This is a genomic window from Bradyrhizobium sp. USDA 4516, assembly GCF_054055915.1.
Genome location: NZ_JBSRXT010000001.1, coordinates 267,202 through 292,526, shown reverse-complemented (window position 1 = coordinate 292,526; position 25,325 = coordinate 267,202). Strand labels below are relative to the sequence as shown.

Sequence of the window (25,325 nt, the reverse complement as noted above, 5' to 3'; positions counted from 1 at the left end):
CGGGACCGCATCAAGAGCTTGTATCCGGTCGGTCACGCGGTTCATGCGGGAGATCAGCGTCCGGATTGGGTTTGAGGTTCTGGCGGGCACTGATCGACTGGCGGTTGCATTGACCAATGCCGCTGAAACGCCGCGCCCTGTCCGCTTCAGCATGCGGGAGGCCGCGCGCAACCGCGATGGCTGGCGCATCCCGCCGACGCCGCGTCGAAATCAATCAGACGCGCTTGTTGCCCGGGTCATGCACCGCGTGCGTCGCGGACGGCCTGAGCGACCTTTGTCGCCTGCGACACGCGTCCGATCTTCGCGCCTGCAATGATCTTTCGCCGGCGTTCCCTCGGCTTCGGCGCCATGCCTTCGCCCGCGGTGGCTCCAGCCGGGGGACGCGTCGTGAAGTTCGCGGCCCGGTGCAGTGCGAGGGCCTTTCGAGCCGCTTCGACATGTGCGGTCCGGGCTGCCAGATTGTGCTGACGCCTCAGCTCCGTGTTGACCCGTTTCAGCGCTGCCGCGAACACCTGTTTTCGCTCTGACGCATGCTTGGCGGTTCCTGGAAAGCTCGTGCCGCGAGCCTCGGCCTTTCCGCGGCTCTCTCGCTGCTTCTGTCGGCCGACCGTTCGCTCCTTGTCGCGCATCTTGCGCAAGCGGGGTCGCATGGCCTCGAGCTCGCTCACCTCGACGCCGTAGATGGCGGGATGATGCGTCAGGCGGATTGCTTCATATTCTTCATGGCTGAGGATGCTGCGTTCGAACTTGCAGGCGACCGACATTCCTATTCCTCCTTTTGATCTTCTTGAATCTCGGGGCAGAAGGACACGTCCAGCTCTGGCGGATCATAGCTGCAATGCCGCCGGATGACCAATCTGCCACTATCCAAACTCGGCCAGCGCTTCGATCGCAGTGATCGATTGTCTTGCTGTGGCGTCAAAGCACAGTGGCTCCTACTTTGGGCTCCTACTTTTCTGCTTCGTCGTCCTTGAGACGAATCCCCTCAGTGCGCAGAGCCGCAAAGAGAGCCGCGATATCTTCGGGCTCCATATTGTTGGGGCACATCCCGTTCAGTTGCTCGGTCGTGATCGTGCCGGTACTGCTGGCGATGTCTCTTGCCTTCGCCATGATCTTCTGAAGGTCCATCTGCGATCCTCCGCGCGAGGCATACTCTACGCCCGCCACCCCATGCATGTCGCCTTTTTAAGAAACGTGGGCCTGTGGCGGCACTGAAGCGATCGGTTCGCTTCGCTTCGAGTTGAGATAATATCGTTCGAAGTTCGCCATCGGAACCATGCAGCGACCGCAACTTTGTCTCGCATGTTCGGTTGAACTGCGACATAATGAGTGTCTCGCGTGCTGGTGAGCATGGATTCATGAACCGCAGCCCCGTGCTCGTAGACCTGGCGCTCCAAGGCGGGGGATCGCACGGTGCGTTCACGTGGGGTGTCCTGGATCGGCTTCTCGAAGAACCTTGGTTTCAGATTGCGGGCATATCCGGGACATCGGCCGGAGCGATGAACGCAGCCGTGCTGGCGGATGGTTGGACCGCGGGCGGCGCTGCCGGCGCACGCGAAGCGCTTGAAAAATATTGGCGAAGCGTCTCGCGCGCCGCCGCATTCAGTCCGTTGCAACGGTCGCCGCTCGACCGCCTGATGGGACGCTGGTCGCTTGACAGCTCCCCGGCCTATCTCTTTACCGATTTGATGTCGCGGATGCTTTCACCCTACGACCTCAATCCGCTTGGCTTCAATCCGCTACGCGACATATTGAACGACAGTATCGATTTCGAGCGTCTTGCACGCGCGCCGATCAAGCTCTTCATCACCGCCACGCGCGTGCGTACGGGCCGCGGACGGATTTTTCGCAACGCGGAGATTACCGCGGAAGTCCTGCTCGCGTCGGCTTGCTTACCAACGATGTTTCGCGCGATCGAGATCGATGGCGAGCCCTATTGGGACGGCGGCTACGCGGGCAATCCCACGATTACACCGCTCGTCCGCGAGACCGACGCGCGCGACACCGTCGTCGTCCAGATCAACCCGACCGAGCGTCCGGAGCAGCCGCGCACGGCCGCTGACATTCTCAACCGGCTTAACGAGATCTCGTTCAACTCGCCGCTGGCAAAGGAGCTGCGGATGATCGCGTTGCTTCGCCAGGTCGCCGATCCCGGTACAGGGGAAGGCGCCCGCTGGGCGCAGATGAAGACGCACCGGATCAAGAGCGACATGCTCGCGACGTTCGGTTCGTCATCCAAGCTCAATGCCGAATGGGCGTTCGTGGCCAAGCTGCACGAGGAAGGGCGGCGAGCCGCCGGCGAATTCCTCGACGCCCATGGCGCCGATCTCGGTGAGCGTTCGACGGCGGATCTCGATATTCTGCTGGCGGAGTGCTGAGACGATGGGTCTTCTCGGCATTCTCGTCGGGCTTGGACTGCTGGTCTGTCTTGCTTTCCGCGGTTGGAGCGTGCTGCTGCTCGCGCCGCTCTGTGCGCTGGTGGCCGCAGCCTTCGGCGGCGAGCCGCTGCTTGCCAACTGGACGCAGACCTTCATGGGTAGTGCGTCGGAGTTTCTCGCGCAGTTCTTCCCTATTTTTCTGCTTGGCGCCGTGTTCGGAAAGCTCATGGATGACAGCGGCGCAGTCGCGGCGGTCGCGGGCTTCATCTCCCGGTGCCTGGGCGAACGCCGGATCATCCTTGCGGTCGTGCTCGCAGGCGCACTGGTCACCTATGGCGGCGTCAGCCTGTTCGTCGCCTTCTTTGTCATCGTTCCGATGGCGCAGTCGCTGTTTCGCACGGCGGGGATTCCACGTCGTCTGGTACCGGCGGCGGTCATTCTCGGGACTTCGACCTTCACCATGTCGGCGCTGCCGGGCACGCCGTCGATACAGAATGCGATACCGATGCCTTTCTTCGGCACGACCCCCTTTGCCGCACCGGGCCTCGGCGTTGTCGCATCGATCATCATGCTGGGCGTCGGGCTGTGGTGGCTGCTTCGCGCGGAGAAGGCAGCGCATCGCGCAAAAGAGGGATATGGCGACGAGCCGCCGGTGCCGGCGGATGCAGCCGACGATGAGCTGTTGCGCGAGCGGGCTACGACGGCGCGGGAATTCGACCCGGCGGAGCTCCGCCACGGATATCACAGCGACGCCGCTGTCCCGATTTTCAACGCCATCCTTCCCCTGATCGTCGTCGTCGCCGTCAATCTGGTGATGTCGCTGGTTGTGCTGCCTCGGCTTGATTTCTCGTTCCTGGCCGAACAGCGGTGGGGAAATACATCACTGGCTGCCGTGGCCGGTGTCTGGTCAGTTGTCGTGGCGTTGGCGGGAGCGATCGTGACGGTCATCCTCTGCAACTGGACGCGGCTGCCCGCACTGCGACGAACGATGGATGCCGGTGCCAACGCGTCGGTCCTGCCGGCGCTGAGCGTCGCAAGCCTTGTCGGATTCGGCGCCGTTATCGCCTCGCTTCCCGCCTTCGGCGTGGTGCGGGACTGGGTGTTGCGAATTGAAGGCGGTCCATTGGTGTCGCTCGCGGTCGCGACGAACATCCTTGCCGCGCTGACGGGGTCGGCTTCCGGCGGCTTGACGATCGCGCTCGATGCGCTGGGACGGACCTATATGGATCTTGCCGCGGAGGCGGGTATTGACCCCGGCCTGTTGCATCGCGTCGCGGTGATCGGTTCGGGAACGCTGGACATTCTACCTCACAACGGCGCTGTCGTTAGCCTGCTTGCGATCTGTGGGCTCAAGCATCGCGATAGCTATCTCGACATTGTCATGGTCGGCATTGTGAGTTCTGTCATTGCTCTCGCAGCGGTGATTGCGATCGGCACCGCATTCGGGTCGTTCTGACGCAAGACGATGGGTTGGCTCTACTTCCCGCCGGCGCGCGTAGCTGGAACGACGTTGATCTGAAACTGGCGAGGGGCCCGGCGTGTCGCGCCGAGCCCCTCATGGTCCATCTTCAAGACGCGTTTTCTTCACGCGAACCGGAAATCCACTTCGCTCGAAAACGCTTTAGAATATCAGCCGGCCTGTAAGCCGGGTTCTGTAGGGCACCATTCTCGCGAATGGTACGCGACGGCCATTCCTCTGGGACAAGGTTTGCACCTTGCCTCGGGCAACCTACCCGGACAGCGGGCCTGACATCGCCCTGCGGTGTTATCGCGCGTGCGCGAACTAACCGCGTTGCCGTCCCTATTCGGTTTTGCTCCCGGTGTGGTTTGCCATGCCGTCTCCGTTGCCGGAAACGCGGTGCGCTCTTACCGCACCTTTTCACCCTTACTTCCTCCGAGGAGGGAGCGGTTCGTTCTCTGTGGCACTTTCCCTGGGGTCGCCCCCGCCGGATGTTATCCGGCACCGCATGTCGATGGAGCCCGGACTTTCCTCCCCCGCGGCCTTTCGGCGCTTGCGGGAGCGGCCGTCCGGCCGACTGACGGGTTACGCATGCGGGCTTTGGCCGCCCGCGTCAAGCGATTGCGATGGTTAACCCCTGGCCCGGCGCCCGGCGGGTCCTCGATTTTGACATTCGCAGAGGAGGGGCCTTTGATATCGATTTGATCGATCCAAAGGTCGAGGCGCCATGGATACCGAACTGGCCCGGACGTTCCTGTCGGTGGTGAGCGCCGGCAACTTCATCACCGCGGCGGAGCGGCTGCATGTCAGCCAGTCGACCGTCAGCACCCGCATCCACACGCTCGAGCAGCAGCTCGGCTGCGTGCTGTTCGTGCGCAACAAGGCCGGCACCACGTTGACGCCGGCCGGCCGGCAGTTTCAGCGCCACGCCTCGGTGCTGGTCCGCACCGTCGAGCAGGCGCGCCATGATGTCGGAATCCCCAAGGGATTTTCCGCGACGCTGGTGGTCGGCGGCCGCATCGGACTTTGGGAAGAGTATCTGCTGCGCTGGCTGCCGCTGATGACGCGGGCGCATCCCGACATCTCGATCCGCGCCGAGAGCGCGCTCGAGCCCGAGCTGATGCAGGGGCTGGTCGAGGGACGCATCGACATCGGCGTGATGTACACGCCGCAGAGTCGCCCCGGCCTCAAGGTCGAGCAGCTGTTCGAGGAGCAGCTCATCCTGGTGTCGACCGATCCGAAAAGCGCACCGGAGCCGGGACCGGGCTATGTCTATGTCGATTGGGGCCCCGAATTCTACGCGCGTCACGCCACGCTGTTTCCGAATTTCGCCGGCCCCGCGCTGACGGTGAATATCGGCTGGCTCGGATTGCAGCATCTTTTGGAGAATGGCGGCTCTGGCTTCTTCGCGCGTCGTATCGTGGAGCCGCTCCTGAAGGCGCGGCGGCTGCACGCCGTCGCCGGCGCACCTGGCTTTGCGATGCCCGCCTATGTCGCCTATCCGGCTGACAGCCAGGACGATCATCTGGCGCGCGCGGTCGAGACCATGCATCGGCTTGCCGCGTCGCAGGTTAATGCGAGCGCGGACCTGCCGCGGGCCAGGCCTGCCGCGCGGCGGCGGCGCTGACCGCGATTTCTATCGGCATCTCCGATCGATTCCATCGGCTTTCTTCGCTTGTCAGCGCCAACGTCCGCGTTCACAGCAGGATCGGGATCAGCAGGAGGTCAAACGATGGATATTGCGGCAGAAGTGGGAGACGCGTTGCTCAAGGGCGCCTCCGACGCGATCGTTGCGACCGATGTCGAAGGCCGTATCACCTTGTGGAATCCCGGCGCGGTCAGGATGTTCGGCTTCGGCGCCGAGGAGGCGATCGGACAATCGCTCGATTTGATCATTCCGGAGAATCTGCGCGCGCGTCACTGGGCCGGCTTCCGTCACACGATGGCGACTGGGACGAGCCGCTACGGTCAGGGCGATCTGCTGTCGGTGCCGGCGCTGACCAGGCACGGGACGCGCATCTCCGTCGAATTCACCATCGAGATGCTGCACGATGCGGCGCACAAGGTCGCCGGCACCGTCGCGGTGATGCGCGACGTGACCAAGCGTTTCGAGGAGCTCAAGGAGTTGCGGCGCCGCGCCGCGCAGCAGGCCGCGACATCGTCGTAAAGGCTGGGAAGCCATGCCGTCATTGCGAGGAGCTCGCGACAAAATTGCGAAGCAATTTTGCGCTGAAGCGACGAAGCAATCCATCGCTCCGCACCTGCGACGGATGGATAGCTTCGCGGAGCCTGTCATCGGGCGCGCGTTCGCGCGACCCGGTGGCTCGCAGTGACGCGGATAAGGCTACAAGCAAATGCCAGGTTCTCGGTCATCCCCTCCGGAGCCGATCACGGCCGCTGGAGTTACTTTCCCGATCGCAGGCGGGTCTCCGCCAGCGCGGTCACAAGGCCGATGACCAGCATCGAGGCCACGATGTCGGCTTCCGCACCGAAACCAAATGCGATCACCGTCGCTGCGGCTACCGCCGCAAGGATCGCGATGGTCAGCCCTTCGTCGGCGATCAGCTGACGCAACGCCTTCAGGCGCGTGATGCCCCGTTGCATTGCCTGCTCACACGCCGAGCGGATTGCCGCCCGCGGCGATGTTCGAGGCGACCTGACTGGCGTGGTGGCGCGGTTTCGCCACGATCCGGCTGCGCAGGATTCGGTACAGCATCGACAGCAGGAGCCGGCAAAGGCGTGTGGCTGTCTGCGGCAGTGGTGTCATGGCGAAGTCCTCCGGGCATCCGAAGGCTACGCGCTGCCATGAATTTAACAAACGAATAATATTGGCGGTTACTATCGGATTATCCGATATAAGCTAGCTCTGCGGCCCGCCGGGCCGGTGAGACATTCACGCCGGGCGGCCAAAATAATTTATCCTGACGATGTCGTCCTGCGTGTCGCCCGTTCGACTGGGTGTCGGCGATCCAGCCGATCAAGAGGAGTTCTCAAGATGCAATATCTGTTGCTGATCTACCGGAGCGACGCGGAATATGGCCGCATGAGTGCCGACGACCGCAAGGCCCTGTCGGCGGAATATGGCGTCTACACCCAGTCCATCATCCAGAGCGGACACTTCAAGGCGGGTGACGGGCTGCAGCCGGTGTCGACCGCGACCACCGTTCGGGTGCGCGACGGCAAGACGCTGACAACCGACGGGCCGTTTGCGGAAACCCGCGAACAACTCGGCGGCTATTATCTGGTCGATGCCAAGGATCTCGACACGGCGCTCGGCCTCGCGGCGCGGATTCCCGGCGCCAAGACCGGCTCGATCGAAGTCAGGCCGGTGATGATCTACGACAAGTGATGGTTTCGTCGTTCCGGGGCGTGCGAAGCGCGAACCCGGAACCTCGAGATTCCGGGTTCGATGCTTCGCATCGCCCCGGAATGACGGTGAGACCATGACCCCCAGCCAGATCGAAAAAGTGTTTCGCGAAGAGGCGGGCCGGGCGCTCGCAACGCTGATCCGTCTCGTCGGCGATTTCGACCTGGCCGAAGATGCGCTTCAGGATGCTTTTGCCGTGGCGCTGCAGCGCTGGCCGATCGGCGAATTCCCCTCCAATCCGCGTGCCTGGCTGGTCAATGTCGGCCGCAACAAGGCGATCGACCGCGTTCGCCGCGCGGCGACGTTTCGCGGCAAGCAGCAGGAACTGACGCATCAGATCCTGCTCGATGCAGAGTCCTCGCCCGAGCCGGCCGATGCAACGCTCGACGACGACATGCTGCGGCTGATCTTCACCTGCTGCCATCCGTCGTTTGCGGCGGAGGTCCAGGTCGCGCTGACCTTGCGCACGGTGTGCGGGCTGACGACGGTCGAGGTCGCGCGCGCCTTCCTGGTGAGCGAGGACGCCATGGCGCAGCGCCTCTTGCGCGCCAAGCAAAAGATAAAACTCGCCGGCATTCCCTATGAGGTGCCGGAGCGTGAGGCGCTGGAGCCGCGCCTCACCGGCGTGCTCGCGGTGATCTACCTCGTCTTCACCGAAGGTTATGCGGCGACCGCCGGCGAGGATCTGATGCGGCCCGATCTTGCCCGCGAGGCGATCCGGCTGGCGCGGCTGATCGATGCGCTGATACCGGCGCGCGGCGAGATCAAGGGGCTGTTGGCGCTGATGCTGCTGCATGATGCGCGCCGCGCCGGCCGCCAGACCGCCGGCGGCGATATCGTGCTGCTCGAGGAGCAGGACCGTTCGCTGTGGGATTTCCAGCAGATCGCCGAAGGCCTCGAACTGGTCGAGGAGGCGCTGCGGATGCCGGGCCGGCCGCAGTCCTACGCCGTGCAGGCGGCGATCGCCGCGCTGCACGCGCGGGCGCCGAGTTACAAGGACACCGACTGGCCGCAGATCGCCGGTCTTTACGAGGTGCTGCTGCGCATCAGCCCGTCGCCGGTGATCGAGCTCAATCACGCCGCCGCGGTGTCGATGGTCGATGGTCCGGCGCGCGCGCTCGACCTGATCGACGCGCTGGACGCGCGCGGCACTTTGAAGGGATATGACCAGCTGCCCGCGGTGCGCGCCGACCTGCTGCGCCGCCTCGGCCGCAAGGATGAAGCGCGGCAGGCCTATCTCGCCGCAACGGCAGCCACGCAACTCGAACCGCTGCGCCGGCTCTATGCGCGGCGCATCGCCGAGATGGGGTGACGCACCCCATCTCTTGCGTGGCCAGTGACGGCGCGCCATTCATCCACGATGGTCAGCGCGCCGTGAGGCGTTGAGCGTGCTCAGTACCCTGTCTTTGCCTTGGCGCCGGTGCTCGATTGCCCGGTCGTCGTCCCCTTCGACATGCCGGTCGTGGTGCCGGGTGCCATCTTCTTCTGCGCGTGATGGACCTTCTGGGTCTTGTGATGGGTCGACGACATGGTCTTGCTTTGGGTCGACATAGCGCCAGCGGCTGCCGGAGCGACAATGAGGCCGACGGCGGCGGCTCCTGCGATCAGTGCTTTGAACATGGACGAATCTCCACTCGGACCGCCCCACCTACAAAGACCGCTCATGCCGAAAAGTTCCAACGTGCACGCACACTTGGCCGGTAAATGCACCGCTCCTCGCGACGACGGACGGAGGCGAGCCTAGCTCGACGCGACCACCGTCGCATCCGGCGGCAGGCTCTCGAGCAGCGCGTGCAGTGTGGCCATGGTGGAACGGTCGGCGATCCCGTCGATGCGCTCCGGGCGGAAGTGGCGCTGGAAGGCGGTGACGACCTCCATGGTCGGGCCGTCGAACTTGCCGTTGGTCGGGATGTTGTAGCCGTAGCGCCGGAACGCGGCCTGCATGTTGGAGACGCTGTCGCTGATCGCACCGAGCTGCAGCGCGTCGCCGCGCACGATCGGCGCCGGCTGCACCCAGTGCCCGACGCCGGAATTGGCCAGCGAGTGCCACGGGAATTTCTCGCCGGGATCCTTCTTGCGCGCCGGTGCCACGTCGGAATGGCCGAGCACGCGATGCGGGACCACCTTGCGGCGAAGCATGATGCCGCGGCACAGCGCGATGACAGCCGCGATCTGGCGCAGCGGAAAATCCGGATAGCCCCAATCGTGGCCGCGATTGACGATCTCGACGCCGATCGAGCAGGAGTTGATGTCGTCATCGCCAGCCCACGCGGACACGCCGGCGTGCCAGGCGCGCTTGCTCTCTGGCACGCACTGCACGATGCGGCCGTCCTCGAGCACGATGTAGTGCGCCGAGACCTCGGTGCCGGCCGTGCACAGCTGGGTGATCGCACCCTCGACGTCGGGCATGCCGGTGTAGTGCAGCACGATCATGTCGGGTTGCCGGCCATTGGCGCGATCGCCGAAGTTCGCCGACGGGATCACGTCGGAGGCGATCGAGGAATCCGGCGTGAACGTCTTCGCGTCCGCCACCCCCTTTGGAACAGGGAGGGCGCGCTGACGCTTCGAATCAGCGTTGCCGGACGAAGACGAACTTGAAGCCATACGAATCACTCAAACCCGAACCAGGAGAAAGCATTTTGACATATGGATAAACAAATAGGCGTTTACTATTCCTTTACCGTGCGGGCCGCGCAATCGACCCCTGCCGGTTCCACGATCCGCATGATGCGCTGCGCCATTGTGCCCGGAGCGGGTCGCGAGGGTATCACTCGAATGCGGATCAAAGCCCCGCGATTCCGCTAACCGATCATCAACGTTTTCTTAACGTTAAGTGCCGTTACTGAGAGGTGAAGTGCCGAACCGGTTTCGGGGGACGGCCAAAGGACGCTGAGCCCCGCTGTTTGCGCGAAATCCCATGGAAACCCTCCCAATTCCGGTCGGATATCAGGATTTGCGGCCGAGAACGGGAGTTGGCGCTGGCGTCACGCAGCGGCTTTTTCACGCGTTTTCGAGCGAAGTGGATACCGGTTCGCGTGAAGAAAACGCGTCAAGACAGGAATCCAGAGCCCCGTTCCGATCCGATCGGAACGAAGAAGGCTCTGGGCGCGAGGATTCGAGGCGCAATGAGTCGGCGCGCACCCAGCTTGCATGCCAGTTACGCGGCCCCGCCCGGGAGCGGCGCATGAGCGAGCGTGCGCCGCGTCACATTTCGGTGCTGGGCCGCGAGGCGGTCGCGCATCTCGCTCCGCGCGCCGGCGGCACTTATGTCGACGCCACCTTCGGTGCCGGCGGCTACAGCCGGGCGATCCTCGATGTCGCCGAGACCCGCGTGATCGGCATCGACCGCGACCGCACCGCGATAACCGGCGGCTTCGATCTAGTCGACGGCGCGGGCGGTCGGCTGACGCTGGTCGAGGACCGCTTCTCCAACCTCGCCGAGGTCTGCGCGTCGCACGGGGTGGATAAGGTCGACGGCGTCGTGATGGATGTCGGCGTCTCCTCGATGCAGCTCGACCAGGCCGAACGCGGCTTCTCATTCCGGCTCGGCGGTCCGCTCGACATGCGGATGGCCCAGAGCGGTCCGACCGCGGCCGACGTGGTCGCGACCGCTTCCGAGAAACAACTCGCCGACATCATCTATATCTTCGGCGAGGAGCGGCATTCGCGCGGCGTCGCCCGCGCCATCGTCGCCGCGCGCAAGGACGCGCCGATCACGACGACCGACGCGCTTGCCGATATCGTCGCGAAGGTCGTGCGCGCCAAGCCGAACGAGATCCATCCGGCGACGCGGACCTTTCAGGCGCTGCGCATCTTCGTCAATGAGGAGCTCGATGAACTGCACGAGGCGCTCGCAGCGGCCGAGCGCGTGCTGAAGCCGGGCGGCCGGCTCGTCGTGGTTTCGTTCCATTCGCTGGAAGACCGCATCGTCAAGAATTTCCTCAGCCTGCGCGGCAAGGTCTCCGCCGGCTCGCGGCATTTGCCCGAAATGGCGCAAGCGGCGCCGAGCTTTCAGATCCTGACCAAGCGTCCGGTGACGCCCGGTGAGGCCGAGCTTGCCGCCAATCCGCGCGCGCGATCGGCCAAGCTGCGTGCCGCCGAGCGCACCGCGGCGCCGGTGCACGCCGACGACGACCTGCCGTCATGGCCCCGCCTGTCCGACCTGAAGCGGGGAGGGTGACGATGCGCCTTCTCCATCTCCTCGTCATCGGCATGCTGATCTTCGCGGCGTCGTATGTCTATCGCATCAAGATGGAATCGACCGCGCGCGTCGAACGCGTGCTGCAGCTCAATGCCGAGATCCGCGAGCAGCGCAATGCGATCGCCGCGTTGCGCGCCGAATGGGCCAAGCTCGATGCGCCGCTCCGGCTGCAGGGCCTCGCCGAGCGCCATCTGCCGCTGAAGCCGGTCAACGCCAACCAGTACGATTCCCTGAAGAACCTGCCGGAGCGGCCGCCGAGCTTCACGCGGCCCGGTTCGCGCGATCCGATCGGCGCGATGATCGACACCATCGAGGCCGCCGCGGCGCCCGACAGCACCACCGGATCGATCGACAAGGCGGCGACCGACCAGCCGGCCGCCGACCAGCCCGCGCTCGACGACTCCGGGCAGGGCGGGGGAGACCAGCAATGACGGGACCAGCCATGACCGATCCGGCACCCGCCAACACGCCGGCCGTGAAACCCGCCGAGCCCTGGAACCAGCGACTGATCCGCACGCTGCTGTATGGCAGCAATGTCGACCGCGCCGCCAAGGCGCGCGCGCGTGTCGGTCTTGCGATCCTCGCTTTCGCCGCGGTCTATTGCGTGCTGGCGGGGAGGCTGGTGCTGTTCGCCGTCGGCGCCGACAGCCACGGCGCGCGCCGCACCGCCTCGCAAGACGCCATCGCGACCGCGCGGCCCGACATCACCGACCGCAACGGCGAAATCCTCGCCACCGACGTCAAGGCGCCGAGCCTGTTCGCCGAACCGCGCCGCCTGATCGACAAGGACGAGGCGATCGAGCTTTTGACCGGAGCCCTGCCCGATCTCGACACCAGCGAGGTGCGCGACCGCCTGTCGTCGCGCAAGGGCTTCGTCTGGCTGAAGCGCGAGATCACGCCGAAGCAGCAGAGCGACATCCATCGCCTCGGCCTTCCCGGCGTCGGCTTCCTGCGCGAGAACAAGCGCGTCTATCCGACCGGCAACGAGGTCGCCCACCTGATCGGCCTGGTCAACATCGACAACCAGGGCATCGCCGGCATGGAGAAGTGGCTGGACAGCAACGGTCTGGCCGATCTGCATCGCGCGGGCTTCGCCACCGACCGGCTGCAGAAGCCGGTGGAGCTGTCGGTCGACCTGCGCGTCGAGCACGCGCTGCGCGACGAGCTGCTCAAGGCGAAAGAGAAGTTCAAGGCCAAGGCCGCTTCCGGCCTCGTCTCCAACGTCCGCACCGGCGAGATCGTGGCGATGGTGTCGCTGCCGGATTTCGATCCGAACAATCCGAAGGAGGCGCACGATCCCGATCGCATCAACCGCCTGACCACCGGCGTCTACGAGATGGGCTCGACCTTCAAGGCGTTCACGCTGGCGATGGCGCTGGATAGCGGCCGGTTCGACCTCAACTCGATGTGGGATGCGCGTGGCCCGCTGCACTACGGCAAGTTTGCGATCCATGACGATCACAACATGGGCCGCATGATCAACATGAAGGAGGTGTTCTACTATTCCTCCAACATCGGCGCCGGGCGCATTGCGCTGGCGATGGGTGTCGACGCGCACAAGGCGTTCCTGCGCAAGATGGGCCAGCTCGAGCGGCTGCGCACCGAATTGCCGGAGAGCGCCTCGCCGATCGTGCCGAAGAAGTGGGGCGAATTGAACACCGTCACCATCTCGTTCGGTCACGGCATCGCGGTGGCGCCGCTGCAGGCGGTGATGGGCATCGACGCGCTGGTCAATGGCGGCTACCTGATCCCGCCGACCTTCCTGAAGCGCACCGAGCAGGAGGCGATGGCGCTCGCCAAGCGCGTCATCAAGCCTGAGACCTCGGACAAGATGCGCTATCTGATGCGGCTCAATGCCGAGATCGGCACCGCGAAGAAGGCCGACGTCAAGGGCTACTATATCGGCGGCAAGACCGGCACCGCGGAAAAGGTGATCAACGGCCGCTACGCCAAGAAGCGCGTGCTCAACGCCTTCACCGCGATCCTGCCCGCCGACAATCCGAAATACCAGCTCCTGATCATGCTCGACGAGCCGCAGCCCCTGAAGGAAACCTACGGGTTCATCACCTCGGGCTGGAATGCGGTGCCGACCGGCGGCAATGTGATCGCCCGAATTGCGCCGCTTTTGGGCGTTGAACCGCGATTCGACCTGCCGCCGTCCGACCGCCTTATTCTTGCGGCATCCAGAACAACCCAGTAAGGCGTATACTCACGCGGCGCCAGAACGGCGCCGGCCAGACTGGAAGATCATGAGACTTCGCGACCTCTTCAGCGATGATGCGACGATCGATCCGAGTGCCTCCTCGCTCATTGTCGGAGGGCTTGCGGTCGACAGCCGCGCGGTGAAGCCGGGCGACCTGTTCTTCGCGCTGGCCGGCAGCAGGACCGACGGTGCGCGCTTCGTCGATGCGGCGATTGCCGCCGGCGCGGTCGCGGTCGCCAGCGACCATCCGCCGCAAGGTCACGCGCGCGCCCCCTTCGTCATCACGCCGAATCCGCGCCGCGCGCTGGCGCTCGCCGCGGCCAAATTCTTTTCCCGCCAGCCGGCGACGATCGCGGCGGTGACCGGCACCAGCGGCAAGACCTCGGTCGCAGCGTTCACGCGCCAGATCTGGCAGCGGCTCGGTCATTCCTCCGCCAGCATCGGCACCATCGGCCTCGTCTCGGACAAGCGCACGGTCTACGGCTCGCTGACCACGCCGGATCCGATCGCGCTGCATCGCCAGCTCGACGAGATCGCGAGCGACGGCGTCACGCATCTGGCGTTCGAGGCGTCCTCGCACGGCCTGGATCAGTATCGTCTCGACGGCGTGCGCATCGCAGCCGGCGGCTTCACCAATCTGTCGCGCGACCACATGGATTATCATCCCGACGTCGCGCATTATCTCAATGCAAAACTCCGGCTGTTCCGCGATCTGGTCGCGCCAGGCGGCGCCGCGGTGGTCTCGGCCGATCATGATTGCTCAGGGCAGGTGATCGATGCGGCGCGCGCGCGCGGCCTGCGCATCATCGCGATCGGGCGCAACGCCGATGCAGGCGATGGCATCAGGCTCACCGATGCTGTCATCGAAGGCTTTGCACAGAAGCTCCTGATCGAGCACCGCGGACGCAAGCACGCGATCCGGCTGCCGCTGGTCGGCGAATTCCAGATCGAGAATGCGCTGGTCGCGGCCGGGCTTGCGATCGGCACCGGCAGCGCCGCCGACGACGTGTTCGGCTGCCTCGAACATCTCGAAGGCGCCAAGGGCCGGCTGGAATTCGTCGGCGAGCACAATGGCGCGCCGATCTTCGTCGATTACGCCCACAAGCCCGACGCACTCGCCAAGGCGCTGCAGGCGCTGCGGCCCTATGCCAGGCGCAAGCTGGTCGTGATCTTCGGCGCCGGCGGCGACCGCGACGCCGGCAAGCGTCCGATCATGGGCGCGATCGCGGCCGAGAATGCCGATCAGGTCATCGTCACCGACGACAATCCGCGCAGCGAGAAGCCGGAGGCGATCCGCGCCGAGATCATGGCGACGGCGAAGGGCGCGCGCGAGATCGGCGACCGCGCCGCGGCGATCCGCGCCGGCATTGCCGGCCTCGCGCCGGGCGATGCGCTGGTGGTGGCCGGCAAGGGCCACGAGGTCGGGCAGATCGTCGGCAACACGACGCTGCCGTTCAGCGATCATGAAGCGGTCGCCAGTGCATTGGCTGCGGAGGGCGCATGAGCACGATGTTGTGGACCTCGGATGCGATGGCGACGGCGATGCGCGCCGCCACGCAAGGCGCGCTGCCGGACGGCGTCAGCGGTCTCTCGATCGACAGCCGCACCATCGCGCCCGGCGAGGCGTATTTCGCGATCAAGGGCGACGTCCATGACGGCCATGCCTTTGTCGAGGCGGCGCTGAAGGCCGGCGCCGGGCTCGCGGTGGTCGAGACCGCGCAACGGGCAAAGTTTCCCGCTGATGCGCCGCTGCTGGTGGTCGACGACGTGCTCGCCGGTCTTGTCGAGCTCGCGCATGCCTCGCGCGCGCGGCTCAACGCGCAGATCGTCGCGGTAACCGGCTCGGTCGGCAAGACCTCGACCAAAGAGGCGCTGCGCCGCGTGCTGTCGGCGCAGGGCGAGACCCATGCGTCGGTGGCGTCGTTCAACAATCACTGGGGCGTGCCGCTGTCGCTGGCGCGCTGCCCGGCCAGCACGCGCTTTGCGGTGTTCGAGATCGGCATGAACCATACCGGCGAGATCACGCCGCTGGTGAAGATGGTGCGCCCGCACGTCGCAATCATCACCACGATCGAGCCGGTGCATCTGGAATTCTTCGCCGGCATCGAGGCGATCGCCGACGCCAAGGCGGAGATCTTCGCAGGGCTCGAGCCCGATGGCGCGGTCGTGCTCAACCGCGACAACGGGCAATTCGCGCGGCTGCAAAAGCAGGCCAAGCAGGCCGGCATCTCGCGCATCGTCTCGTTCGGCGTCGACAAGCGTGCCGAGGCGCGGCTGCTCGACCTGTCGCTGCACGCGACCTGCTCGGCGGTGCATGCGGATATTCTGGATCACGACATCACCTACAAGATCGGCATGCCCGGCCGGCACATGGCGATGAACTCGCTCGCGGTGCTTGCCGGCGCCTCGCTACTCGGCGCCGATATCACGCGCGCGGCGCTGTCGCTGTCGCAGCTCGAGGCGCCGACCGGCCGCGGCCTCCGCCGCACCCTCGAGGTCGGCCATGGCGAGGCGATGCTGATCGACGAGAGCTACAACGCCAACCCGGCTTCGATGGGCGCCGCGCTCAACGTGCTCGGTCAGGCCCAGACCGGGCCGCATGGCCGGCGCATCGCCGTGCTCGGCGACATGCTCGAGCTCGGGCCGACCGGGCCCGAACTGCACCGCGGCCTCAACGAGGCCGTGACCGCCAACCGCATCGACCTCGTATATTGTTGTGGTCCGTTGATGCGGAATCTGTGGGATGCCCTTTCCACCGGCAAGCGGGGAGGCTATGCCGAGAGCTCGGCGGCGCTCGAAGCGCAGGCGGTCGCCGCGGTCCGTGCCGGTGACGTGATCATGGTGAAGGGCTCGCTGGGATCGAAGATGAAGCTGATTGTCAGCGCGCTGGAAAAACGCTTCCCCGACAAGGCCGCGCACGAAGAAGCGGTATAGGACTCCTCGAATGTTCTACTGGTTGATCGAACTGTCCAACACCGTTCCGGGGTTTGGGGCGTTCCGCAGCGCTTTGAACGTGTTCCGCTACATCACCTTCCGCACCGGCGGCGCGATGGTGACCGGCGCATTGTTCGTGTTCCTGTTCGGGCCCTGGATCATCGATCATCTGCGGCTGCGGCAGGGCAAGGGCCAGCCGATCCGCACCGATGGTCCGCAGTCGCATCTGATCTCCAAGAAGGGCACGCCCACCATGGGCGGGTTGATGATCCTGTCCGGGCTCGTGGTGTCGACGCTGCTCTGGGCCAACCCGCTCAATCCCTATGTCTGGATCGTGCTGGCGGTGACGCTCGGCTTCGGCTTCGTCGGCTTCTATGACGATTATTTGAAGGTCACAAAGCAGTCGCACAGCGGCTTCGCCGGCAAGCTGCGGCTGCTGATCGAGGCCGCGATCGGGCTTGCCGCCACCTACGCGCTGGTCCGGCTCGGGCGCGACGTGTCGTCGACCTCGCTCGTGATTCCGTTCTTCAAGGACCTCGTGATCAATTTCGGCTGGTTCTTCGTGATCTTCGGCGCCTTCGTGATGGTCGGCGCCGGCAATGCGGTGAATCTCACCGACGGTCTCGACGGTCTTGCCATCGTGCCCGTGATGATTGCCGCCGCAAGCTTCGGCATGATCTCGTACCTGACCGGCAACGCGGTGTTCTCGGATTACCTGCAGATCAATTACGTCGCCGGCACCGGCGAACTGGCAGTGCTGTGCGGCGCGGTGCTCGGCGCAGGCCTCGGCTTCCTCTGGTTCAACGCGCCGCCGGCCTCGATCTTCATGGGCGACACCGGTTCGCTGGCGCTCGGCGGCATGCTTGGCGCGACGGCGGTTGCGGTGAAGCACGAGATCGTGCTCGCCGTGATCGGCGGCCTGTTCGTGCTGGAGGCGGTCTCGGTCATCGTCCAGGTCACCTCGTTCAAGCTCACCGGCAAGCGCGTGTTCCGGATGGCGCCGCTGCACCATCATTTCGAGCAGAAGGGCTGGACCGAGCCACAGATCGTGATCCGGTTCTGGATCATCTCGGTGATGCTGGCGCTCGCCGGCCTGTCGACGCTGAAGCTGCGCTGATGGCTTCGCATCCCATTGACTGTCATTCCGGGGCTCGCGCAGCGAGAACCCGGAATCTCGAGATTCCGGATAACCGCTGCGCGGTTTCCGGAATGACAGGGAGATAGACATGATCCCGGTCACCTCCTTCTCCGGCAAGACGGTCGCGGTGTTCGGGCTCGGCGGCTCCGGGCTCGCGAGCTGCCAGGCGCTGAAGGCCGGTGGCGCCGAGGTGATCGCCGCCGACGACAATGCCGACAACGTCGCCAGGGCGGCGCAGGCCGGCTTCACCACCGCCGATCTGCGCACCGTGTCGTGGGCGAATTTCGCCGCGCTGATCCTGACCCCCGGCGCGCCGCTGACCCATCCGGCGCCGCACTGGAGCGTGCTGAAGGCGCGCGAGGCGGGGTGCGAGGTGATCGGCGATGTCGAACTGTTCTGCCGCGAGCGGCGCCGTCATGCGCCGAACGCGCCGTTCGTCGCCATCACAGGCACCAACGGCAAATCGACCACCACGGCGCTGATCGCGCATCTGATTGATGTCGCCGGCTACGACACCCAGATGGGCGGCAATATCGGCACCGCGATCCTGTCGCTCGAGCCGCCGCGCATGGGCCGCGTCCATGTGATCGAGATGTCGTCCTACCAGATCGACCTCGCACCGTCGCTCGATCCGTCGGTCGGCATCCTGATCAACATCAGCGAGGATCACATCGACCGCCACGGCACGCTCGAGCATTACGCCGCGGTCAAGGAGCGGCTGGTCGCCGGCGTGCAGGCCGGCGGCACCGCGATAACAGGCGTCGACGACATCTGGTGCCGCAACATCGCCGACCGGCTCGATCGCGCCGGCAAGCGCGTGGTGCGCATCTCGGTGAAGAACCCGCTGCCCGACGGCCTCTATGTCGAGCACGAGACCATCGTGCGTGCCTCGGGCGCGGCGCGCAGCGAGATCGCGCGGTTAGGCGGCATAGGCTCGCTGCGCGGCCTGCACAATGCGCAGAACGCCGCCTGCGCCTCGGCCTGCGCGCTGGCGATGGGTATCGCGACCGACGTGTTGCAGAACGGCCTGCGCAGCTTCCCGGGTCTCGCGCATCGCATGGAGCAGGTCGGCCGCCGCGGCAACGTGCTGTTCGTCAACGACTCCAAGGGCACCAATGCGGATGCGGCCGCGCATGCGCTGTCGTCGTTTGCCGACATCTACTGGATCGCCGGCGGCAAGCCGAAGGCCGGCGGCATCACCACCCTGACCGAATATTTCCCGCGCATCCGCAAGGCCTATCTGATCGGCGAGGCGGCGGCCGAATTCTCCGGCACGCTCGGCGAGCGCGTCCCGCACGACATGTCCGGCACGCTCGACGTCGCGATCGCCAGCGCCGCGCGCGATGCCGAGGCGTCGGGGCTCGCGGAAGCCGTCGTGCTGCTGTCGCCGGCCTGCGCCTCGTTCGACCAGTACCGCAATTTCGAAATCCGCGGCGCCGCCTTCCGCGACATCGTGCAGGCGCTGCCCGGCGTCAAGCCGGTGGTGTGACGATCACGTAGGGCGGATTGGCACAGCGTAATCCGCCGTTCGGTGCCGGGCGATGACACTGAGATGAAGTACGCAGTGACGGTGCGTCGTATCGCGCGAGAACCATCCTCATTGTCGTTCTGGCTTTCGCCAGGACGACGTCGGATGGGGGCTCATTCACCTCCCTCAAAAGTTACCCATCCCGTTAACCCCTTGGAAACCATCCTGCGCCACGAATGGACGTTATCTCTGCCATCTGGGGACGCCCATGCTCGCCCGTGACCAACGCACCCCGTTCTCGGACTGGTGGTGGACCGTCGACAAGCTGCTGCTTGTGGCGATCGCCGCGTTGATGCTGGCCGGCGTCATCCTGTCGCTGGCGGCGAGCCCGCCGGTGGCGACCCGGATCGGGCTCGATCCGTTCCACTTCTTCAACCGCCACGTCATGTTCCTGGTGCCGTCGCTGATGGTGCTGATCGGCGTCTCGTTCATGACGCCGCGGCAGATCCGGCGCACCGCGCTGATCGTGTTCGCGGTCTCGATCGCGCTGATCGTGCTGACGCTGCTGATCGGACCCGAGGTCAAGGGCTCGCGGCGCTGGATCACGCTGCTCGGCGTCAACATCCAGGCCTCCGAAGCCGCAAAACCCTCTTTCGTCATCGTCGCGGCCTGGCTGTTTGCGGAATCGACCAAGCGGCCGGAGATGCCGGCGACCTCGATGGCGCTGGTGCTGTTGCTGACGCTGGTCACGCTGCTGGTGATGGAGCCCGACTTCGGTCAGACCATGCTGATCCTCACCGTGTGGGGCGCGCTGTTCTTCATCGCGGGCATGCGGATGATCTGGGTGTTCGGGCTCGCCGGCGCGGCGGGCGCGGGCCTGTTCGGCGCCTATCTCCTGGTGCCGCACGTCGCCGGCCGCATCAAGCGCTTCATGAATCCCGCCTCCGGCGACACCTTCCAGGTCGACACCGCGATGGAGGCGTTCTGGAATGGCGGCTGGTTCGGCCTGGGGCCGGGCGAGGGCATCGCCAAGCGCAGCCTGCCGGACAGCCACACCGACTTCGTGTTCGCGGTCGCGGCGGAGGAGTTCGGCATCATCCTCTGCCTGATGCTGGTCGCGCTGTTCGGTTTCATCGTGATCCGTACGCTGACCCGCGCCTATGCCACCGAGGACATGTTCTCGCGCTTCGCAGCCTCGGGGCTTGCGATCCTGTTCGGCGTGCAGGCGACCATCAACATGGCGGTCAATCTGCAACTGATCCCGGCCAAGGGCATGACGCTGCCGTTCATCTCCTATGGCGGCTCCTCGTTCGTGTCGCTTGCCTATGGCGTCGGCATGATGCTGGCGCTGACGCGGCAGCGGCCGCGCACCGAGATCGAATCGATGGAAGGCGCCAGCGCTCAGCGCGCCTACGCGTAGGTGACTGTGACGGTCGTGTCGGTTATCTGGAAACCATGGACAATGCGCCCCTGATTCTGCTGGCGGCCGGTGGCACCGGCGGCCATTTGTTCCCGGCCGAAGCGCTCGCCGTGGAATTGATCAGGCGCGGCCTGCGGGTCCGGCTCGCCACCGACGGCCGCGCGTTGCGCTATTCCGGCCTGTTCGGCAGGGAGAGCATCGACCTCGTGCCGAGCGCAACCGTGCGCAGCCGCAACCCGATCTCGCTGGCGCGGACCGCGCTGATGCTCGGCTATGGCACGCTGGTCGCTGCCAATCTGGTGCGGCGGCTGAAGCCCGCGGCCGTGGTCGGCTTCGGCGGCTACCCGACCTTGCCACCGCTGATGGCGGCGCGGCTGCTCGGCGTTCCCGGCATCATCCATGACGCCAATGCGGTGCTCGGCCGCGCCAACCGTTTCCTGTCCGGCCGCGTCAACGCGATCGCGACCTCGCTGCCCGGCGTGCTCGATCGCGATCCCGCGCTGGCCGGCAAGGCCACCACGGTCGGCACACCGATGCGGCCGGCGATCCTTGCGGCCGCTGCGGTGAAATACACGCCGCCCGAGGCGAACGGGCCGCTGCGCCTGCTCGTCGTCGGCGGCAGCCAGGGCGCGCGGGTGATGAGCGATATCGTGCCGCCGGCGATCGAGCAGCTCGCGCCCGCGCTGTGGAGCCGCCTGATCATCACCCAGCAGGTGCGCGAAGAAGACATGGATCGGGTGCGCGCCGTCTACGACCGGCTCAAGATCAACGCCGAGCTCGCGCCGTTCTTCGCCGACCTGCCGGCGCGCCTCGCCTCGAGCCAGCTCGTGATCTCGCGCTCCGGCGCCGGCACGGTGGCCGAACTCGCCGCGATCGGCCGGCCCTCGATCCTGGTGCCGCTGCCCGGCGCGATCGATCAGGACCAGTTTGCCAATGCCGGCGTGCTGTCGCAGGCGAGCGGCGCGCTGCGCATGGCGCAGAGCGACTTCACGTCCGAGCGGCTGGCCGCTGACATTTCGGCCTTCGCCGCCGAGCCCGCGAAACTGACCACGATGGCGGAAGCCGCGCGTGGCGTCGGCCGGCTCGATGCCGCCGAGCGGCTGGCCGATCTGGTTGCGAAAGTGGCCGGAATTTAGGCCGCTTTCGAGGAATTTCGGCCGTGGGACGCCATGGCCGGGCTTGTCCCGGCCATATCAGTCTTTCATAAGTCGGAGAATTGCCGGGGTGAGTCCGGAGACGATGAAGGTGTTAGCATCATGAGACTGCCGCGCGAGATCGGACCCATTCACTTCGTCGGGATCGGCGGCATCGGCATGAGCGGCATCGCCGAAGTGCTGATCAATCTCGGCTACACCGTGCAGGGTTCCGATGCTTCGGACAATTACAACCTCGACCGCTTGCGCAAGAAGGGCGCCAAGGTCTCAGTCGGCCACGCCGCCGAGAATGTCGATGGCGCCGATGTCGTCGTGGTCTCGACCGCGATCAAGCGCGACAATCCCGAGCTGATGGCGGCGCGCGCGCGGCGCATTCCGGTGGTGCGGCGCGCCGAGATGCTGGCGGAGCTGATGCGGCTGAAGAGCTGCGTCGCGATCGCCGGCACCCATGGCAAGACCACCACGACCACGATGGTGGCGACCCTGCTCGACGCCGGCGGGCTCGATCCGACCGTGATCAATGGCGGCATCATCAACGCCTATGGCTCCAACGCGCGGCTCGGTGCCGGCGACTGGATGGTGGTCGAAGCCGACGAGAGCGACGGCACCTTCCTGAAGCTGCCGTCCGATGTCGTCATCGTCACCAATATCGACCCCGAGCATCTCGATCACTTCAAGACCTTCGAGGTGATCCAGGACGCGTTCCGCAATTTCGTCGAGAACGTCCCGTTCTACGGCTTTGCCGTGATGTGCACCGATCACCCCGTGGTGCAAACTCTTGTCGGCAAGATCGAAGACCGCCGCATCATCACCTACGGCCAGAACCCGCAGGCCGATGCGCAGCTCAAGGATCTGACGCCGATGGGGGGCGGCTCGAAATTCTCGGTCGCGATCCGCGATCGCAAGTCTGGCGCGGTCCACGAGATCGCCGATATCATGCTGCCGATGCCGGGGCGCCACAACGCATCGAATGCGACGGCCGCGATCGCGGTCGCGCACGAGCTTGGCGTGTCCGACGACGTCATCCGCCAGGCCATGGCCGGCTTCGGCGGCGTCAAGCGGCGCTTCACCAAGACCGGCGAGACCAACGGCATCACCGTGATCGACGATTACGGTCATCATCCGGTCGAGATCGCCGCGGTGCTGAAGGCGGCGCGGGAATCCGTCAACGGCAAGATCGTCGCCGTGGTGCAGCCGCATCGCTACACCCGCCTGCAATCGCTGTTCGAGGAATTCTGCACCTGCTTCAACGACGCCGATGCGGTCGTGGTCGCCGAGGTCTATCCGGCCGGCGAGGCGCCGATCGCCGGCGTCGACCGTGATCATTTCGCCGCCGGCCTGCGCGCCCACGGCCATCGCAATGTGGTGCCGCTGCCGAACGCGGGCGAGCTCGCGAAGATCGTGCACGGCCTTGCCAAGCCCGGCGACCTCGTCGTCTGCCTCGGCGCCGGCAACATCACGCAATGGGCCTACGCGCTGCCCGGCGAATTGAAGGCGTTGGGGTGATCGTGACCTTCCCCGACATCACGCCCGACCTGAAAGCCGCGATGCCGGAGCTGCGCGGGCGGCTGCTGGCGAACCAGTCGCTGGCCGAGTTGACCTGGTTTCGCGTCGGCGGCCCGGCACAGGTGTTGTTCACGCCGGCAGATGAAGATGACCTCGCATATTTCCTGAAGCGCCTGCCGCAGGAATTGCCGGTCTATGTCGTCGGCGTCGGCTCCAATCTGATCGTGCGCGATGGCGGCATGCCCGGCGTCGTGATCCGGCTCGCGCCGCGCGCGTTCGGAGAGACCAGCGCGGCCGGCGATGTCGTCACCGCCGGCGCTGCGGCGCTCGACAAGCGCGTCGCCGAGACGGCTGCGTCAGCTGACATCGGCGGCATGGAATTCTTCTTCGGCATTCCCGGCACGGTCGGCGGCGCGCTGCGCATGAATGCCGGCGCCAACGGCGGCGAGACCAAGGACGTGCTGATCGAGGCCACCGGCATCGGCCGCGACGGAACGAAGCATACGTTCGACAATGCCGACATGAAGTTCGTCTACCGCAACAGCGGCGCCGATCCGTCGATCGTGTTCACCTCGGCGCGCTTCCGCGGCACGATCACCGATGCTGAGGCGATCCGCGCCCGCATGAACGAGGTGCAGAGCCATCGCGAGACCGCGCAGCCGATCCGCGAGAAGACCGGCGGCTCGACCTTCAAGAATCCGCCCGGCAACAGCGCCTGGAAGCTGATCGATGCCGCCGGCTGTCGCGGCCTCAAAATAGGCGGCGCGCAGGTGTCAGAGATGCACTGCAATTTCCTGATCAACACCGGCAACGCTACCGGGCACGACATCGAGACGCTCGGCGAGACGGTGCGTGAACGGGTCAAGCAAAGCAGCGGAATTGAGCTACACTGGGAAATCAAGCGGATCGGGAATTCATCGTAGTCGTCATTCCGGGGCGATGCGCAGCATCGAACCCGGAATCTCGAGAGTCCGGTCTGGTGCTTCGGACCATCCCGGAATGACGGAAGCAGCGAAGACAGGCAAAGAAGATGCAGGTGACCATTCTGTTCGGCGGCACCAACAAGGAGCGTCTGGTCTCGGTGGCGAGCACGCAGGCGCTGCACCGCGCGCTGCCCGACGCGGATCTCTGGTTCTGGGACGTCGACGACACCGTGCACGCGGTGACGTCGGAAAAACTGCTCGGCCACACGCGTCCGTTCGAGGTCGACTTCAAACCCGACGGTCGCGGCATCGCACTCGACCAGGCGCTCGACAAGGCGAGCGCCGAGCAGCGTGTGCTGGTGTTCGGTTTGCACGGCGGCCGCGCCGAGAATGGCGAGTTGCAGGCGATGTGCGAGATGCGCGGCGTCGCGTTCACCGGCTCCGGCTCGGCATCGTCGCATCTGGCGTTCGACAAGCCGTCGGCCAAGCGCTTCGCCGCGATCGCGGGCCTCAACGCGCCGCAGGGCATCAATGTCGAACAGATCGATGACGCCTTTGCGAAACACGGCAAGCTGATCGCAAAACCGGCCAAGGACGGATCGAGCTACGGGCTGATCTTCGTCAACGCGAAGCAGGATCTCGTCGCGGTCCGCAATGCCGCGAAGCATGAAGAGTATCTGATCGAGCCGTTCGTATCGGGCGTGGAGGCGACCTGCGGCGTGCTCGAGCAGTCCGACGGCTCCGTGTTCGCGCTGCCGCCGATCGAGATCGTGCCGGGGGAGGGAACCTTCGACTACACAGCCAAATACCTTTTGAAGTCGACCCAGGAGATTTGTCCTGGCCGCTTCGCGCCCGAGGTCAGCGCCGCGATCATGGACCATGCGCTGCGGGCGCACCGCGCGCTGTCCTGCACCGGCTACTCGCGCAGCGATTTCATCGTCTCGGCCAATGGCCCGGTCTATCTCGAGACCAACACTCTGCCGGGGCTCACCGCGGCATCACTGTACCCTAAGGCCTTGAAAGCACAGGGTATCGCCTTTTCCGACTTCCTCACCGACCAGATCGAGCTGGCCCGCCGCCGCGTCCGAAGTTAATGCCCGGCCGGGGGGAACCCGCCCTGGTCGGCCGGATGGAACCCGGGCGCTGTTGCTAAAATGCTAACGAGTTCGCGGCA

At 65.6% G+C, this 25,325-nt stretch carries 24 protein-coding genes and 1 other RNA gene; 18 read left to right on the top strand and 7 right to left on the bottom strand.

Features of this window, described 5'->3' with window-relative positions:
- Positions 1 to 236 precede the first annotated feature (236 nt).
- Both ACVI1L_RS01395 and ACVI1L_RS01390 read right to left on the bottom strand, forming a co-directional pair.
- Entirely contained in the window at positions 237 to 764 is a 528-nt protein-coding gene (locus tag ACVI1L_RS01395) for a hypothetical protein (RefSeq protein ID WP_456782094.1), read from the bottom strand.
- Between the two features lie 184 nt (positions 765 to 948).
- Entirely contained in the window at positions 949 to 1,128 is a 180-nt protein-coding gene (locus tag ACVI1L_RS01390) for a hypothetical protein (RefSeq protein WP_057014983.1), read from the bottom strand.
- Positions 1,129 to 1,358: 230 nt separating this feature from the next.
- On the opposite strand from ACVI1L_RS01390, the gene ACVI1L_RS01385 reads away from it, so the two are divergent.
- The gene (locus tag ACVI1L_RS01385) at positions 1,359 to 2,378 is read left to right on the top strand and encodes a patatin-like phospholipase family protein (protein WP_057014984.1); all 1,020 of its coding nucleotides are present in this window, start codon (positions 1,359 to 1,361) and stop codon (positions 2,376 to 2,378) included.
- Between the two features lie 4 nt (positions 2,379 to 2,382).
- Positions 2,383 to 3,834 carry a GntP family permease gene (locus ACVI1L_RS01380; RefSeq protein ID WP_229191808.1) on the top strand — a complete coding sequence of 484 codons (1,452 nt, stop codon included), beginning with the start codon at positions 2,383 to 2,385 and terminating at the stop codon, positions 3,832 to 3,834.
- A gap of 169 nt (positions 3,835 to 4,003) precedes the next feature.
- On the opposite strand, the gene rnpB is transcribed toward ACVI1L_RS01380, so the two are convergent.
- An RNA gene (gene rnpB / locus ACVI1L_RS01375) (RNase P RNA component class A) lies at positions 4,004 to 4,418 on the bottom strand.
- A gap of 146 nt (positions 4,419 to 4,564) precedes the next feature.
- Between rnpB and ACVI1L_RS01370 the strand changes: the two genes are divergently transcribed.
- Positions 4,565 to 5,464 carry a LysR family transcriptional regulator gene (locus ACVI1L_RS01370; RefSeq protein ID WP_456782093.1) on the top strand — a complete coding sequence of 300 codons (900 nt, stop codon included), beginning with the start codon at positions 4,565 to 4,567 and terminating at the stop codon, positions 5,462 to 5,464.
- 105 nt (positions 5,465 to 5,569) lie between these two features.
- Positions 5,570 to 6,004, top strand: a complete 435-nt coding sequence (locus ACVI1L_RS01365; RefSeq protein ID WP_456782092.1) for a PAS domain S-box protein — start codon at positions 5,570 to 5,572, stop codon at positions 6,002 to 6,004.
- Positions 6,005 to 6,240: 236 nt separating this feature from the next.
- Here ACVI1L_RS01365 and ACVI1L_RS01360 read toward each other — a convergent pair whose 3' ends face one another.
- Both ACVI1L_RS01360 and ACVI1L_RS01355 read right to left on the bottom strand, forming a co-directional pair.
- A complete protein-coding gene (locus ACVI1L_RS01360; RefSeq protein ID WP_057014987.1) occupies positions 6,241 to 6,441 on the bottom strand; it encodes a hypothetical protein in 201 nt (66 codons plus the stop codon).
- Between the two features lie 7 nt (positions 6,442 to 6,448).
- Positions 6,449 to 6,604, bottom strand: coding sequence for a hypothetical protein (locus tag ACVI1L_RS01355; protein ID WP_456782091.1), 156 nt, complete (start codon positions 6,602 to 6,604; stop codon positions 6,449 to 6,451).
- Positions 6,605 to 6,832: 228 nt separating this feature from the next.
- On the opposite strand from ACVI1L_RS01355, the gene ACVI1L_RS01350 reads away from it, so the two are divergent.
- Both ACVI1L_RS01350 and ACVI1L_RS01345 read left to right on the top strand, forming a co-directional pair.
- Positions 6,833 to 7,186 carry a YciI family protein gene (locus tag ACVI1L_RS01350; RefSeq protein WP_168859070.1) on the top strand — a complete coding sequence of 118 codons (354 nt, stop codon included), beginning with the start codon at positions 6,833 to 6,835 and terminating at the stop codon, positions 7,184 to 7,186.
- A 94-nt stretch (positions 7,187 to 7,280) separates the two neighbouring features.
- On the top strand, positions 7,281 to 8,516 hold the full coding sequence (locus tag ACVI1L_RS01345; RefSeq protein WP_456782090.1) for an RNA polymerase sigma factor: 1,236 nt from the start codon (positions 7,281 to 7,283) through the stop codon (positions 8,514 to 8,516).
- Positions 8,517 to 8,596: 80 nt separating this feature from the next.
- Here ACVI1L_RS01345 and ACVI1L_RS01340 read toward each other — a convergent pair whose 3' ends face one another.
- Complete coding sequence (locus ACVI1L_RS01340) at positions 8,597 to 8,824, bottom strand: hypothetical protein (protein WP_016840052.1); 228 nt, start codon at positions 8,822 to 8,824, stop codon at positions 8,597 to 8,599.
- 120 nt (positions 8,825 to 8,944) lie between these two features.
- Positions 8,945 to 9,808 (bottom strand): N-acetylmuramoyl-L-alanine amidase, encoded by an 864-nt coding sequence (locus ACVI1L_RS01335; RefSeq protein WP_456782089.1) that lies wholly within the window; start codon positions 9,806 to 9,808, stop codon positions 8,945 to 8,947.
- 580 nt (positions 9,809 to 10,388) lie between these two features.
- On the opposite strand from ACVI1L_RS01335, the gene rsmH reads away from it, so the two are divergent.
- The 12 genes from rsmH (at position 10,389) to ACVI1L_RS01275 (ending at position 25,245) form a co-directional block, all read left to right on the top strand.
- A complete protein-coding gene (rsmH, locus tag ACVI1L_RS01330; RefSeq protein ID WP_456782088.1) occupies positions 10,389 to 11,384 on the top strand; it encodes a 16S rRNA (cytosine(1402)-N(4))-methyltransferase RsmH in 996 nt (331 codons plus the stop codon).
- 2 nt (positions 11,385 to 11,386) lie between these two features.
- Positions 11,387 to 11,836, top strand: a complete 450-nt coding sequence (gene ftsL, locus ACVI1L_RS01325) for a cell division protein FtsL (RefSeq protein ID WP_057014992.1) — start codon at positions 11,387 to 11,389, stop codon at positions 11,834 to 11,836.
- An 11-nt stretch (positions 11,837 to 11,847) separates the two neighbouring features.
- Positions 11,848 to 13,605 (top strand): peptidoglycan D,D-transpeptidase FtsI family protein, encoded by a 1,758-nt coding sequence (locus ACVI1L_RS01320; protein WP_050385389.1) that lies wholly within the window; start codon positions 11,848 to 11,850, stop codon positions 13,603 to 13,605.
- A 49-nt stretch (positions 13,606 to 13,654) separates the two neighbouring features.
- A complete protein-coding gene (locus ACVI1L_RS01315; protein WP_456782087.1) occupies positions 13,655 to 15,112 on the top strand; it encodes a UDP-N-acetylmuramoyl-L-alanyl-D-glutamate--2,6-diaminopimelate ligase in 1,458 nt (485 codons plus the stop codon).
- Positions 15,109 to 16,542, top strand: a complete 1,434-nt coding sequence (locus ACVI1L_RS01310) for a UDP-N-acetylmuramoylalanyl-D-glutamyl-2,6-diaminopimelate--D-alanyl-D-alanine ligase (protein WP_456782086.1) — start codon at positions 15,109 to 15,111, stop codon at positions 16,540 to 16,542. Before ACVI1L_RS01315 ends, ACVI1L_RS01310 begins: the two co-directional genes overlap by 4 nt.
- 10 nt (positions 16,543 to 16,552) lie before the next feature.
- Complete coding sequence (mraY, locus tag ACVI1L_RS01305; protein ID WP_016846578.1) at positions 16,553 to 17,659, top strand: phospho-N-acetylmuramoyl-pentapeptide-transferase; 1,107 nt, start codon at positions 16,553 to 16,555, stop codon at positions 17,657 to 17,659.
- 109 nt (positions 17,660 to 17,768) lie between these two features.
- Positions 17,769 to 19,169 (top strand): UDP-N-acetylmuramoyl-L-alanine--D-glutamate ligase, encoded by a 1,401-nt coding sequence (gene murD, locus ACVI1L_RS01300; RefSeq protein WP_168858446.1) that lies wholly within the window; start codon positions 17,769 to 17,771, stop codon positions 19,167 to 19,169.
- 247 nt (positions 19,170 to 19,416) lie between these two features.
- Positions 19,417 to 20,568: a putative lipid II flippase FtsW gene (gene ftsW, locus ACVI1L_RS01295; RefSeq protein WP_028342184.1), complete on the top strand. Its 1,152-nt coding sequence runs from the start codon at positions 19,417 to 19,419 to the stop codon at positions 20,566 to 20,568.
- Between the two features lie 35 nt (positions 20,569 to 20,603).
- The gene (gene murG, locus ACVI1L_RS01290; RefSeq protein ID WP_456782085.1) at positions 20,604 to 21,704 is read left to right on the top strand and encodes an undecaprenyldiphospho-muramoylpentapeptide beta-N-acetylglucosaminyltransferase; all 1,101 of its coding nucleotides are present in this window, start codon (positions 20,604 to 20,606) and stop codon (positions 21,702 to 21,704) included.
- Between the two features lie 120 nt (positions 21,705 to 21,824).
- Positions 21,825 to 23,228, top strand: a complete 1,404-nt coding sequence (murC, locus tag ACVI1L_RS01285; RefSeq protein WP_456782084.1) for a UDP-N-acetylmuramate--L-alanine ligase — start codon at positions 21,825 to 21,827, stop codon at positions 23,226 to 23,228.
- A 2-nt stretch (positions 23,229 to 23,230) separates the two neighbouring features.
- Positions 23,231 to 24,151: a UDP-N-acetylmuramate dehydrogenase gene (gene murB, locus ACVI1L_RS01280; RefSeq protein ID WP_057015103.1), complete on the top strand. Its 921-nt coding sequence runs from the start codon at positions 23,231 to 23,233 to the stop codon at positions 24,149 to 24,151.
- Between the two features lie 107 nt (positions 24,152 to 24,258).
- Positions 24,259 to 25,245 (top strand): D-alanine--D-alanine ligase family protein, encoded by a 987-nt coding sequence (locus tag ACVI1L_RS01275; protein WP_057015000.1) that lies wholly within the window; start codon positions 24,259 to 24,261, stop codon positions 25,243 to 25,245.
- Positions 25,246 to 25,325 lie beyond the last annotated feature (80 nt).

Excerpts from the sequence above, each read along its gene's own strand:
- ACVI1L_RS01395 (WP_456782094.1), bottom strand. The coding sequence starts at position 764 with ATGTCGGTCGCCTGCAAGTTCGAACGCAGCATCCTCAGCCATGAAGAA.
- ACVI1L_RS01390 (WP_057014983.1), bottom strand. The coding sequence starts at position 1,128 with ATGGACCTTCAGAAGATCATGGCGAAGGCAAGAGACATCGCCAGCAGT.
- ACVI1L_RS01385 (WP_057014984.1), top strand. The coding sequence starts at position 1,359 with ATGAACCGCAGCCCCGTGCTCGTAGACCTGGCGCTCCAAGGCGGGGGA.
- ACVI1L_RS01380 (WP_229191808.1), top strand. The coding sequence starts at position 2,383 with ATGGGTCTTCTCGGCATTCTCGTCGGGCTTGGACTGCTGGTCTGTCTT.
- ACVI1L_RS01370 (WP_456782093.1), top strand. The coding sequence starts at position 4,565 with ATGGATACCGAACTGGCCCGGACGTTCCTGTCGGTGGTGAGCGCCGGC.
- ACVI1L_RS01365 (WP_456782092.1), top strand. The coding sequence starts at position 5,570 with ATGGATATTGCGGCAGAAGTGGGAGACGCGTTGCTCAAGGGCGCCTCC.
- ACVI1L_RS01360 (WP_057014987.1), bottom strand. The coding sequence starts at position 6,441 with ATGCAACGGGGCATCACGCGCCTGAAGGCGTTGCGTCAGCTGATCGCC.
- ACVI1L_RS01355 (WP_456782091.1), bottom strand. The coding sequence starts at position 6,604 with ATGACACCACTGCCGCAGACAGCCACACGCCTTTGCCGGCTCCTGCTG.
- ACVI1L_RS01350 (WP_168859070.1), top strand. The coding sequence starts at position 6,833 with ATGCAATATCTGTTGCTGATCTACCGGAGCGACGCGGAATATGGCCGC.
- ACVI1L_RS01345 (WP_456782090.1), top strand. The coding sequence starts at position 7,281 with ATGACCCCCAGCCAGATCGAAAAAGTGTTTCGCGAAGAGGCGGGCCGG.
- ACVI1L_RS01340 (WP_016840052.1), bottom strand. The coding sequence starts at position 8,824 with ATGTTCAAAGCACTGATCGCAGGAGCCGCCGCCGTCGGCCTCATTGTC.
- ACVI1L_RS01335 (WP_456782089.1), bottom strand. The coding sequence starts at position 9,808 with ATGGCTTCAAGTTCGTCTTCGTCCGGCAACGCTGATTCGAAGCGTCAG.
- rsmH (WP_456782088.1), top strand. The coding sequence starts at position 10,389 with ATGAGCGAGCGTGCGCCGCGTCACATTTCGGTGCTGGGCCGCGAGGCG.
- ftsL (WP_057014992.1), top strand. The coding sequence starts at position 11,387 with ATGCGCCTTCTCCATCTCCTCGTCATCGGCATGCTGATCTTCGCGGCG.
- ACVI1L_RS01320 (WP_050385389.1), top strand. The coding sequence starts at position 11,848 with ATGACCGATCCGGCACCCGCCAACACGCCGGCCGTGAAACCCGCCGAG.
- ACVI1L_RS01315 (WP_456782087.1), top strand. The coding sequence starts at position 13,655 with ATGAGACTTCGCGACCTCTTCAGCGATGATGCGACGATCGATCCGAGT.
- ACVI1L_RS01310 (WP_456782086.1), top strand. The coding sequence starts at position 15,109 with ATGAGCACGATGTTGTGGACCTCGGATGCGATGGCGACGGCGATGCGC.
- mraY (WP_016846578.1), top strand. The coding sequence starts at position 16,553 with ATGTTCTACTGGTTGATCGAACTGTCCAACACCGTTCCGGGGTTTGGG.
- murD (WP_168858446.1), top strand. The coding sequence starts at position 17,769 with ATGATCCCGGTCACCTCCTTCTCCGGCAAGACGGTCGCGGTGTTCGGG.
- ftsW (WP_028342184.1), top strand. The coding sequence starts at position 19,417 with ATGCTCGCCCGTGACCAACGCACCCCGTTCTCGGACTGGTGGTGGACC.
- murG (WP_456782085.1), top strand. The coding sequence starts at position 20,604 with ATGGACAATGCGCCCCTGATTCTGCTGGCGGCCGGTGGCACCGGCGGC.
- murC (WP_456782084.1), top strand. The coding sequence starts at position 21,825 with ATGAGACTGCCGCGCGAGATCGGACCCATTCACTTCGTCGGGATCGGC.
- ACVI1L_RS01275 (WP_057015000.1), top strand. The coding sequence starts at position 24,259 with ATGCAGGTGACCATTCTGTTCGGCGGCACCAACAAGGAGCGTCTGGTC.